Source organism: Frankia sp. CeCAU1, assembly GCF_977971845.1.
Map to the genome: position 1 here is coordinate 1 of NZ_CDWWXA010000090.1, position 11,672 is coordinate 11,672.

Below are 11,672 nucleotides of genomic sequence, written 5' to 3' on the forward strand. Positions count from 1 at the left end.
GACTCACGGAGGTGGCCGCGGGGGCGGCGGGGTTGCCGGTCACCCTCCCATCCTCGCCGATATCCCCTGGTCCGGGCTCCCGGGTGGGCAAGGAGACCCCTTCGTAACCAAAAATCCTTCTTTAAGAGGAAAAAGCCGGCAAAAAGCTGGACAGCACCGAGGTGAACATGCGAAGCCCGTCGACCCCGGGGCCGGTGAGGTCGTCGACAGCATGCTCGGGATGCGGCATCAGGCCCACGATCGTCCGGCTCTCGTTACAGATCCCGGCGATGTCGGCCGCCGACCCGTTGGGATTCCCGCCGACGTAGCGCACCACAACCCGCCCGGCCGCCTCGAGTTCGGCGAGCACGTCCGGGGCCGCGACATAGCGGCCATCCCCGTGCTTCACCGGGATAACGATCTCCTCGCCGTCCTGGTAGCCGCGGGTCCAGGCAGTGCCCGGCGCCTCGACCCGCAACCGCTGGTCGCGGCAGACGAAGTGCAGTCCCACGTTGCGGGTCAGTGCCCCGGGGAGCAGGCCGGCCTCGCAGAGCACCTGAAACCCGTTGCAGATGCCGAGAATCGGCAGGCCCGCGCGGGCCGCCGGGACGAGGGCCGCCACCATGGGCGAGAACCGGGCTATCGCACCGGCACGCAGGTAGTCACCGTAGGAGAATCCGCCGGGCAGGATGACGGCGTCAACGTCGGCGAGATCGCTGTCGCCATGCCAGAGGGAGACCGGTTCGGCACCGGCGGCCCGCACCGCGAGCGCCGTGTCCTGGTCATCGAGGGAGCCGGGGAAGGTGACGATCCCGATCCGGGCCGGCGAGTCCGCCTCAGTCATTACCACACCCATCGCGATACCCGCCCAGATCCCTCGGAGTCCACTCCCGTCAGCGTAGCCGGTCGAATCATGGGGCGGCCGATCGACGAAGGGCGCGGCGGGGGACGGCGGGAGATGGTGGTCGGCGGGAGATGGTGGTCGGCGGGAGACGATCAGACCGGATGGATGCCCTCGGCCACCTCCGGGCGGGAAGCGGGTCCCGGCCCCGTCCGCGCCCGGCTCAGCCGCGCCCCGGGAGCGCTCTCCTCCCAGGTGAGAGTCTTTTCCAGATGCACGCGGGTGCCCCGATGGGGGCTGTCCACCCGGTGGAACTGCACCCGGTCCATCAGAGCGCGCATGAGAAAGATGCCGCGGCCTTGCTCGGGAACATTATCCGGCCTGGGGGAATCGCCATTCTGGCGGGCTGTCCGATCGAGCTCATCCGCGCTGTCGAAACCGTCGCCGCGATCGCTCACCTCGATGACGGCGACTTCGTTGTCCACTCCCACCAAAACCTCGTACTCGTCGCCGGCATGGGCATGTAGAAGAACGTTGTCGCACGCTTCGGTCAAGGCGATTTCAACATCGTCAATGCATTCTTGATTGACGCCCAGGACCTTCAGGGACTGCGTACAGATACGTCGAATCACGGGTATGGAGATCTCATCGTGGGGCAACGACAGGCTTACTTTGATCTCCATGTCGGAGGGTGTACCCGCGTCACGCATCGTCAACCGAACGACCTACGCCGACGCAGGCTCGATCCGGTCACATGTCATCGGTCATCGTAATCGGTTATTGCGATAGGTTGTCGCAATCGGTTATCTCAATCGGGCGGCAAGGGCCCGGCCCAGCTCGGTGCCCGAGCGCCAGGCATTCTCGATCTTCGGTGTTCCCCAGCCGTCGCCGGCGAGCCCGATCCCACTGCTGGACAGGTAGTACGGCTGTTCGTGCGGACGGTCCGGGCGAGCGAAGGTCCACTTTTGCACATACGTCCAACTGGGTTGCATCGTGATGGTGAGCAGGCGCCGTAGCGCCGCGACGAGATCAGGTCCGGCCGCCGCGGGGTCGGCCAGCCGCGGCCGCGCGAAATCCGGCGTCGAGTGGGCGACCAGGACGGCGGCATTGTCACCCCGGCGACGACCGTCGTCAGCGATCCAGGTAATCGTATCGTCGTCGTGGACGAAGGCTCCGTCGATCGGTGCCCAGCACCGGTAGGGCCAGCCGGCGAGCAGCGCCAGCACCGGCGACCAGGGTCGGCCGGCGAGCTGCGTCCGCTCCTCGGCGCAGGCCGGGTCGAGATGGCGCAGTGCCTGCGGGTCGGGCATCGCGAGGACCACCGCGTCGGCGGCCTCGTCGTCGACGTGGGGACCCGGGGTGACCCGGCGGATCGGTGTGGACTGTGTGACCTGTACCCCGGCCCGGGACGCGAGGTCGGCGACCAGGGAACGCAGCCCGCGCGGGGCGGCGTACCGCAGCGGGCCGGAACGCGGCTCGGCCAGGGTGGCGGTCGGCCCACTGATTACCGACATTCGGTGCGTCCAGGGGCGTACCAGGCCACGGATGAACCAATCGTCCACGACTTCGCGGAACTCCGGCGAGGTGGCGGTGAAGTACGACGCGCCGGAGTCCACGATGCGCCCGTCTATCCACCGTGAGGCCATCCGTCCGCCGATCACGCGGCCCCGGTCACGGACATCCACGGTGATTCCCTCGGCTAGCAGTGCGCTGGCGCAGGCGATCCCAGCAATGCCCCCGCCGGCGACGACGACCTTCGCCACCGATCCCCCCTATATCGAGATGAATGCCGCGGGCGCCGTATGCCGATTGGCCTTTCACCGGTTCCCGCGGCGTCGCCCTCCTGGATGTGTCGCCACGGTGACGGTGGCTTGCGGACGAGCGTTGATGATGCTCGCCATCAGTCCCGCCAGTGCCCGTCCGCCGAACGGCTGTGTTCATCGTGCCCATTGAGGAGGGGTCCGCGTGCGGTATCCGTGGTGATGCTTTCGCAGCGACGGGATAGTCCCTGCCGCGGAAGAGGGTTATCCCTGAACGGGCGCCCGAGATACCGGGGATGTATCTGTCGTCGACCGGGTCTGTCGTCGACCGGGTCTGTCGGCTGTCGGCCCTCCGTCAGCCCGCTCCCGCGACGGGATCGGTGACGTTTGCCGCGGCCACGGCCGCCACCCGGCACCCTCGTCATCCGCCGAGCATGGCTTAGCCTTACCAGCAGGAAGTCCATGACCGCGCGTGACGGTCTCTACCTCAGGAGGTCGTGATCGCTCGCCGACCCGCACCCCAGCGTCCCGGCACCCGCCCGGCACGAGTCGCCACGCCCGGCTCTGGCGGGGGAGCCGCACGGAGCCGTCGCCGCCCGTCCGTCCACGGATCCGATGGTGCCATCCCCGCCGTTGGACCGCGGGAACCCTGTCCCTGCGGGTCGGGCCGTCGTTACAAGGCGTGCCACGGCGAGCGGAACCGGCAGGCTCCCGTGCTGCGCCCGTTCGCGGGCCGCCGCGACGAGCCGGACCTGGTCGCCCTGCGGGAGCTGGTGCCCAGCGCCACCGCGCCGCTGGCCCTGGCGGCGGCCTACCTCGCCGACCATCCCGAGCACGCCGACCGGCGCATCACGCTCTGCACGATGCTGCCGCAGGCCGCCCCCGCCCTGGTGCGCGAGGACGGCGAAATCCTGGTCGCCCTGCAGATCGCCCTTCCGGGTCTGGACGTATCGCGGGACGTCGCCGGTGCCCTGCTCGCAGCACTCGCCGCCGAGCCGGGGAGTGTGATCGACATCCCGCCCGCCTCCGCGCCGCGTCTCGTGGAACAACTGCCCGCGGGACTCGCCGGGTTGCCCCGGCTCACCGACCTGCTGGACCCGGCGCCCCTGGACATCACCGTTCATTCTGGATTCGGATGGTGGCTGCCACCGTCCGACGAGGAGAGCGGTCCGAACCAGGAGGTGGCGGTGATGCTGGAGCGCGCCAACGCCACCGTGGTGCCCACCGTACGGCTCACCTCGGTGCCGGCCGCCTACTGGTGCCATCCCGGTGACCGCTGGCACCTGCGGTGGGCGCTTCCGCTGGCCTGGCCGGGTGCGGCGGGTGCTGCGGCGGGCACCGACTCCGAGGCCGAGGTGGTCGCTCCCATCGGCGCGGGCGCCGACGTCGCCCCCACCGAGGAGGCGTTGCTGGATGCGCTGGCTCGCCTGGCCGCGGCCGAACGTCTCACGGTGGGGGAGGGCTCCAGGTTCATCGGGTTCTTCCGCGCCGCCGGGCTCGTCGTGCCCGTCTGGGATCTCGCGCCCGGAAGCGAGGCGGGTAGCTGTGAGGAGCCGGCCGCCGCGCTGCGGGTGGCCTACCAAAGGGCCCTGGCCGGCACCACGGCACTGACCGCGCACGAACGCCGGGTGCGGGCGGGTCTTGTTGGACGCAGCCTCACCCTGCGCTGACGGCATCGGCGCAGACTGCGGTGCCTGGGCAGACTGCGGTGCCTGGGCGGGATGCGGTGTCGGGAGGATGGAGCGCTGTGAGCAGGGTTGACGACCCGGAGAACACCTTTGACGTCATTGTCGTCGGGGCGGGTCCGGCCGGTGGCAGCGCGGCGCGGGCGGCGGCGAACGCCGGGGCCCGGGTGTGCGTGCTCGAACGCTCGGCGGTACCTCGTTACAAGACCTGCGGTGGCGGCCTGGTCGGCCTTTCGGCGGATCATCTCGGCATCGAACTGACCGGTCTGGTTCGAGCCAGCGTCAGCTCCCTGACGATGACCTGGGACGGCCGCTTCGAGGTCACCCGCGGCCGGTCCGGCGGCCGTCCCTGGATGTCGATGGTGATGCGATCCGATCTGGACGCCGCTCTCCTGGCCGCGGCGGTCGCGGCCGGCGCGGCCGTGCGGACCGGTGCGCACGTGGTGGGGCTGACCGAGAGCGGGCCGGGCGGGACCGGGATCGCCGAGGACACCGGGGATCAGGACGACGGTTGGGTGACCGTGCGTCTGCGTGCGGGGGCGGACCTGCGCGCTCGGGTGGTGGTGGGTGCGGACGGCACCTCGGGTCGTTGCGGCACCTATGTCGGTGTCCGCTGTGACCAGGTCGACGTCGGCCTGGAGGGCGAGTTTGTCGCCGACCCGGCGCGCGCCGCGCGATGGGCCGGACGCATGCTCATCGACTGGGGGCCGGTGCCGGGTTCCTACGGGTGGGTGTTCCCCAAGGGACGGGTGCTCACGGTCGGCGTGATCGGTGATCGTGCCGAGGGCGCCGCGCTGCGCGCCTATTACACCCGGTTCGTCGACCGGCTCGGGCTCACCGACCTGCCGCGCCAGCATGACTCCGGACATCTCACCCGGGTGCGGGCCGTCGGCTCCCCGCTGCGGCGAGGCCGGGTGTTGGTCGCGGGGGACGCGGCCGGGCTCCTGGATCCGTGGACACGCGAAGGCATCTCGTTCGCATTACGGTCGGGTCGGCTCGCCGGGGAGGCTGCCGCCGCGGCGAGTGGGGGCGTCGGTCGCGCGAGGGCGGGCGTGACCCGGGCCGGGGGGGTCACGGATACAAGGCGGACTGGCCCGGGCGCCACGGCGCTCGACGCCTTGGCGGCCTATCCCGCGCGCGTCGAGGCGATCCTGGGCCCCGAGATGGCGGCGGGACGAGAGGTCTTGGCCGCGTTCACCCGCCGGCCGGGCGCGATGCACACGGTCATGGCGGCTCCGGGCACCTTCGGGCTGTTCACCCGGCTCATCGAGGGACGGACCACCATCGCCCGGCAACTGCGTCGTCCCGGCGTGCGGGCGGCGGTGGCGGCGCTGAGCTGCTGAACTGCTGAGCCACTGAGCCACTGAGCTGCTGAGCCACTGAGCTGCTGAGCCACTGAGCTGCTGAGCCACTGAGGAAGCCGGCGGTGTCAGCGGCGTCAGCCGCCCGGGTAGCTGCGGCGTTCCTCGCCGAAGCGTTCGGCTACCGCGCCGGCGATCTCCCGATAGGCCGCCCGCGTCTCCCGTTTCAGGCTCGACAGCACGATCCGTCCCCCGTCGGCCAGATGCGGGTCGAACGGGACCCGGACCACCCGTCGCGTCCGGGCTTCAAAATGCCGTTCCAGCGTGTCGACGTCGACCCGCTCGCCCTGGACGGGGAACATCGAGATCACGGCGACCGCCTCGCGGACATGGTCGGAGTAGCCGTGCGCGTCCAACCAGTCGAGGGTGGCGCTCGCGCTGGACCCGCCGTCGGCGCTGGCGCTGCTCACGATCACCAGCGTGTCGGCCAGCTCCAGCACCCCATGCATCGCACTGTGCAGGATGCCCGTCCCACAATCGGTCAACAGGATCGAGTAGTGCCGTTGCAGTAGATCGTCGACTGCCCGGTAGTCGGCGTCCCCGAAGGTGTCCGACAGCTCCGGATCGTTGGCCGACGCCAGCACCTCCAGCCTCGAGTCGGCCTGTGACAGGTACCTGCGGACGTCCACGTACCGGTGCAGACGCGGAGCGTCCTCCAGCAGTTCGCGCACCGTGTGCGCGGAGGTGCGTGGCACCCTGGAACCCAGGGTGCCACGGTCCGGATTCGCGTCGATCGCCACCACCCGGTCATCGCGCAGGCCGGCCAGCGTGGAACCGACCGCCACCGTCGTCGTGGTCTTGCCGACGCCGCCCTTGAGGGACATCACCGCGATGCGGTGACAGTCGTGCAGCGGGTTCCGGATGCGCGCGAGGAGCCGGCGGTCGCGAACCTCGTCGGGGGACGGACCGGGGTTCACCGCGCCCGCCGAGACCTGGTACACGAGCCTGCGCCAGCCGCGGGACGCCGTCTCCGGGGGAGCGGGCAGCAGTGCGCTGGTGGCGAGCCCCGCCCGGCCGTTTCCCGTCTCCCGGGAACCCGTCTCCCGGGAACCCGTCTCCCGGGAACCCGTCTCCCGGGAACCCGTCTCCCGGGAACCCGTCTCCCGGGAACCCGGTCCCACCGGGCCACCGGCCCGACGCCGGCCGGCCGCGGCCGATGGGTCGTGCTCCGTCCGGAACGATTCGTCGTGGGCCCGGCCGCCGTGGGCCTGATCGCCGCGGTTCGGATCGCGGTGCCGCCCGGTCCCGGCCGGTCCGCCGGGCGACCCGGCCGGCTCGGGATCGCGTAGCCAGGAGGGGATGCGGCCGGCTTCGGTGGGCGTGCGGGCCGGGCCGGTGTACGGGCCGCCGGCTGCCTTACTTCCGGTTCTCGACCGGTCGGGCGGTGGCGCGGGATACTCGGTCGACGGTCGATAGGTCTCGTATCGCCCATCCATCTCGCCGTACGGCCGGGGAGCGGCGGAGTCGAAGTCCGCCCGTCTCATCGCGGCGGTCTCCTCCAGAGCGGACGAGTTCGCCGCCGCCACCGGCGGCGTGCTCCGCCACGGATCATGGCGCTCGTCCCGCGGGGCCGGTGGCGGGGACTGGGCGTACGGGTCGGCCGGTGGCGGGTTCAGCGGTGGCGGGTTCAGCGGATCGCCCCGCCAGGCCCGGGTCTCCCCCGGCGGGGGCGGCGGGTACGCCTGACCGAACGCCCCGCCCGGATTCGGGGGGAACTGGTCGAGCAGCGGATCGAAGGTGCGGGTCTCGATCGGCAGCATCCTGCCGTTGCCGTTGGCACTCTCCGTGCCTCGACGGTTCATGGCCGCGGACCCGGGCGTGCCCCGATCGGTCCAGCCAGCCGGGCCCGCCGGGTAGGAACCAGCTGCCTCGGAGCCCGTGGCCGACATCGGATCAACGCGGCGCATCGACGGCCAGGTATCGGAGACGGCAGGGGACGCCGCCGGGGCGGCGGTGCCCGGCCGGAAGACGGATGCCGCCGGCTCGGGGCGGTAGGGGCCGTCGACCGTCCAACCGGCGGCACCGGTGGAGCGCGGCTGCGCCGGACCGGTCTGCCAGTGATCCGGGTCGGCTCGGTCGGGGGACGGCCGGTCGGGAGACGACCGGCCGGTGTCCGTCACTGCCGGCAGTCGGCTCGCCGAACGGGACGGCTGCTCGGTGGTCGGCGGCGGGGACCCGACGCGCCCGCCACGCTCCCACGGCCCGGGATTCGCGGGGTCCCGATCTCCGGCATCGCCGACCCGGATGGCGCCGATCTCCCGAGGATTATCGTTCATGATCGTTCTCCGGGCAGCACACCACCTGGTTGATCCCCGGGGCGGGCATTCCCTCCGTCGTGTTCAAGGGCCTCCCCTCCGTTTGGGCGACCCAAGCCATGAGGCCGGGGTGATCTGACGACCACGCCCAGGACAGCGGTCCCCGGTAGCCCGCGTTCGGAGCCGAGCGTCCGGCACGTGGACGTGACCCGCCGGACCGGCCCGACAGGTCTGACCAGAATGACATGTGGTTCCGTGGACCGCACGGCCCGGCCGGTGGAAACGGTGTGCCTCGTGTGGTGCCGGCCCCGGGGGCGTCTCCTCCCCGGGGGCCCTGACAGCGAGGGTGATGAGGGAGGCGTCAACGGTAGGGGGACCAGCGGACGCCGGTGTCGCCGGAGCGCAGGCTGTCGATCCTGACCCGGAACTGGGCGGCCACCGTCGCGCTGCTCCCCAGGATCGGCACCACGCTCGTCACCAGCTTCAGTTCCCGGACCGCCCGCAGGACGGCGAACCCGTCCCAGGTGGTGACGTCGAAGTCGTAGCCCCGGGCCAGATCGAGGTGGGCCTGAGGATCATGACCGAAGCGTAGCCGGCCGACCGCCACAGGAATCAGGTCCCATTCCGCCGGCCCCAGGCAGGTGGCGTCGAAGTCGCAGAGCAGCGCGCGGCCGTCCGCGGCCCGCACGAGGTTCGCCAGATGCGCGTCCCCATGTATGACGACCCGCGGCAGCGCGTAGCGGATGGTGGGCAGAGCCGCCGCGATCCGGCCGGTCATCTTCTCCAGGAAACGGCGGTCGGGCTCGGGGAGCGCCTCGGCGTCGGATAATCGCCGGCGGACGTCGTCGAGGGGATCCCAGCATGGCAGCGGCGGTTCCGGCGGCGCCAGGGTGTGCAGACCGCGCAGCGCGCCGGCCAGCTCCGCGGTGTCCGGCGCCGGACCGCCGGGCGGGGTGCCGGGTGGCGTCGCGTCGGCCCAGACCGTCGCGAGGAAGCCGGCCGCCGTGACCGGGGCCGGCACGCCGGGGAGCAGCCGGACGGCCGGGACGTGGTTCTCCGCCAGCCAGCGGGCCACCCGGACCACCTTGTTCACCCGATGCGCCATCGCGGCCGATCCGGTGATCCGGACAACCGCACCGGCCCGTGGCAGCCGGTACACCGCGTTCACGGTTCTCTTGATCATCATGGCATCCGAGTCGTCCAGGCCGGCCTTGGCGCAGATCGCACCGAGGGCGCGGCGGGTCCGCTCCGCGGTGAACCGGGCACCCTCCGGCGAGCCCGCCGGAGGGTGCCCGCCGTCGGCCACTGCGCCCTCGCACGGTCCTCGTACGGTGGCCGGCGTCAGACCGGCGAGCTCGGCACGGGAACCGCGCGCCCGCCGGGCCGCTGCCGCGCCGCGGAGCGTTGCCACTCCCGGATGAGTACCGCGAGGTCCCGCACCTGGCGCACCTCGCTGTGCGGCCGGGTGGCCGCGAGCAGCTGATCCGCGCGTCCCGAGACGGAGGCCACGGTTCGCCCCCAGGAGATCTGGATCGCCTCGGTGGCCAGTGCGCAGACCTGGTCGAGTTCCAGGCGACCCTGCCGGGCCAGCGCCAGGGCGAGATCGAGGCGGATCACCGACCGGAATCCCGGGGCGTTCATCCCGTCCAGCTTCGGCAGGGCGAGATCCGCGTGTTCCTGGGCGGCCTGTGGTCGGCCGAGTAGACACAGGGCCGTCGTGGCGTTGTAGGGCACCTCGACCGGATTGAACTGGTCGAAACTCGGACCGGGACGGCCCCACTGGTCCGCCGGGATGGCGTCCGCCAGGTCGTACGCCCGGTCCAGGGCCTGGGCCGCGCCCCGCACGTCACCGAGGGCGGCGAGGGCACGCGCCTCCTGGCAGACAAGTCGGGCCCGCACGGCACCGCCACTGACGTGGGTCAGCCCGTCCCGGGCAAGGCGGAGCGCCTCGTCGGGCCGGCCGGCGTAGAACTCGTTGACGGCCGCGACTTCCCGGGCCGAGCCGCGAAGCGCACCCTCACCCACAGAGCGCCCCGCCTGGAACCCGAGCGACGTCAGCGACCGCGCGGTCTCGATGTCACCGAGTTTGAAGGCCGCATCCGCACCCAGCACGGCGACCCGCCCCCGCAGCACGTCGCGCCGGTGGGCGTCGCCGGCGGGGATGGACCGCCGGCTGAGTCGCTCCAGGCCGCGGCGCAACCGCTCGGTCTGGGCCAGGATGTGCGCGGGTGGGGTCGCCTCGTGCGCGTCGAGGAGGTCGTCGAGCAGATCGTCGGCGCGTTCCAGGGCGAGCTGGATCGGACTGGCCGCGAGGACGTCCGAGACCTCCATGATCTGTCCCTCGGCGAGGATTGCGGTCATGACCGCCGCTCCCGCATAGCGATGGAACTGCCTGCGGTCCGAGGCACCGGGGGCCGGAGCGCCAAGGCGTGTGGTGTGGGGGGCCGACAACGGTGTCGGCTGCGCCGGGATCGCTCCGCTCACAGTGCCGAATGGTGCTTCGCTCACAGTGCCGAAGGATGGCGTGCCCGCGGGTGCCGGCGACACATCGGTGGGGCTCGTTGCGGCTTTCGTCATCGAAGGCTGGGGCGGTGGCGCCGGCTCGTAGTCCTCGGGGCGGTCGTCCGGAGGGGTGCGCGCCGGCGGGATGACGATCGACTCGGTGGTCGCCCACCAGGGTGGGAGAGGGGCCGCCCGGCTCGTCGGGACCCAGGCCCCGGGGTCGGGCCCGCGCGTCGGTGAAGATCCGCTCGACTGCGGCATGCCGCGCGTCCTTCCTTCAGACAGCACCACGGTCGTGACCGTGACGACAAGGTAGTGGGGGTAGAGCCCACCGCGAGAAGCGACCGACCGGGGGCGCACAGTGAGACCACGCGCCCGCATCGGTGCCGCGACCGCCATCCTCCCTGACGGCGGTCCGGCCGGATCCAGCGATCAACGGCCGAAGTCTCCCGGCGGTCGTACGACGGCCTCGCTGCCGCCGGCCGGTCGTTCTGGTCGTTCTGGCCTGTGTCTCGCTTTGTCAATAGTAGGAGGGAGGCTGCGCCGGAGGGTGATGATTACTGGTGCGCAAAGTTTCTGTCATCGTGGCTCTGCGTGGTGTTACCCGGAGGTTTCCTTTGCCGATCATGTTCGGCGGGCAAGCCGGCGGCGGTGCGATGCGGCGGTGGAGCTCGCCGGTCGGCGGTGGCGGGATGAGGAAGGGGGGCGCTGGCAGGACCGACAGGATCGCGCGGCGCAGGCTTGTGGATCATCGCCCCGGCCCGGGAGGGTCCCGGGCGACGAGCCGAGGGAGGCCGGGATGCGGCCCGCCGCCGGTTCGCTCCAGAACGGGAACGAGGCGGCAATAGCTTCGTAATCATGACACCTTGTCATGATTACCGAAAAGGTGAAGCTGGGGGGCCCGATGTTGGTCCGATCGGCGCAGGCGTCCATCCCCGCGCTCGGGTCGTCCATCCCTGCGTTCGGATCGGTAGCCTCGGTATCGTGGTCGATGGCCCCCCGACGTGCTTTCCGGCCGGCAGGTCGCGCAGCTGCTGTCGACCAGGCCGGCCGTGGTCGGCGCGCCGTGCCTGATGACCGCGTGGCGCGGTGTCCCGCCGATCCGCTGGTCGGGCCGCGGACGAACCTGCCGTCCGCCGACGCGTCCCTGGCCCGTGAGCTCGATGACCTGGCGCACCGGGCCTGGCCGCCGTTGCGCCAGGTCGAACGGGCCGGGTGGGTGCTGCGCGAGTCCGCCGGATCGTCCCGGCGAGGCAACTCGGTCTGGGCCCGCGGCGACGTGCCCGATC

8 protein-coding genes and 1 pseudogene are annotated in these 11,672 nt (G+C 71.7%); 3 read left to right on the top strand and 6 right to left on the bottom strand.

The genetic code is table 11. The features are described 5' to 3' along the window. Nucleotides 1-121: 121 nt before the first annotated feature. The 3 genes from purQ to AC08OO_RS15660 all read right to left on the bottom strand — a co-directional run bounded on the left by purQ (nucleotide 122) and on the right by AC08OO_RS15660 (nucleotide 2,583). A complete protein-coding gene (gene purQ / locus AC08OO_RS15650) occupies nucleotides 122-835 on the bottom strand; it encodes a phosphoribosylformylglycinamidine synthase subunit PurQ (RefSeq protein WP_476609209.1) in 714 nt (237 codons plus the stop codon). A gap of 140 nt (nucleotides 836-975) precedes the next feature. Beyond that, nucleotides 976-1,503 (bottom strand): ATP-binding protein, encoded by a 528-nt coding sequence (locus tag AC08OO_RS15655; protein ID WP_476609231.1) that lies wholly within the window; start codon nucleotides 1,501-1,503, stop codon nucleotides 976-978. A 120-nt stretch (nucleotides 1,504-1,623) separates the two neighbouring features. Then, on the bottom strand, nucleotides 1,624-2,583 hold the full coding sequence (locus AC08OO_RS15660) for an NAD(P)/FAD-dependent oxidoreductase (RefSeq protein ID WP_476609210.1): 960 nt from the start codon (nucleotides 2,581-2,583) through the stop codon (nucleotides 1,624-1,626). 494 nt (nucleotides 2,584-3,077) lie between these two features. Between AC08OO_RS15660 and AC08OO_RS15665 the strand changes: the two genes are divergently transcribed. Together AC08OO_RS15665 and AC08OO_RS15670 are read left to right on the top strand one after the other, a co-directional pair. Further along, nucleotides 3,078-4,250 carry a DUF5926 family protein gene (locus AC08OO_RS15665; protein WP_476609211.1) on the top strand — a complete coding sequence of 391 codons (1,173 nt, stop codon included), beginning with the start codon at nucleotides 3,078-3,080 and terminating at the stop codon, nucleotides 4,248-4,250. 77 nt (nucleotides 4,251-4,327) lie between these two features. Next, on the top strand, nucleotides 4,328-5,608 hold the full coding sequence (locus AC08OO_RS15670) for a geranylgeranyl reductase family protein (RefSeq protein WP_476618692.1): 1,281 nt from the start codon (nucleotides 4,328-4,330) through the stop codon (nucleotides 5,606-5,608). Nucleotides 5,609-5,703: 95 nt separating this feature from the next. On the opposite strand, the gene AC08OO_RS15675 is transcribed toward AC08OO_RS15670, so the two are convergent. The 3 genes from AC08OO_RS15675 to AC08OO_RS15685 form a co-directional block, all read right to left on the bottom strand. Continuing rightward, a complete protein-coding gene (locus AC08OO_RS15675) occupies nucleotides 5,704-7,902 on the bottom strand; it encodes a MinD/ParA family ATP-binding protein (RefSeq protein ID WP_476609213.1) in 2,199 nt (732 codons plus the stop codon). 340 nt (nucleotides 7,903-8,242) lie between these two features. Next, nucleotides 8,243-9,187, bottom strand: a complete 945-nt coding sequence (locus AC08OO_RS15680; RefSeq protein ID WP_476609214.1) for a phosphotransferase — start codon at nucleotides 9,185-9,187, stop codon at nucleotides 8,243-8,245. 35 nt (nucleotides 9,188-9,222) lie between these two features. Further along, nucleotides 9,223-10,644: a hypothetical protein gene (locus AC08OO_RS15685; protein ID WP_476607199.1), complete on the bottom strand. Its 1,422-nt coding sequence runs from the start codon at nucleotides 10,642-10,644 to the stop codon at nucleotides 9,223-9,225. A gap of 820 nt (nucleotides 10,645-11,464) precedes the next feature. Between AC08OO_RS15685 and AC08OO_RS15690 the strand changes: the two are divergent. Then, nucleotides 11,465-11,672: pseudogene (locus AC08OO_RS15690) on the top strand (GNAT family N-acetyltransferase); the annotation flags it as partial.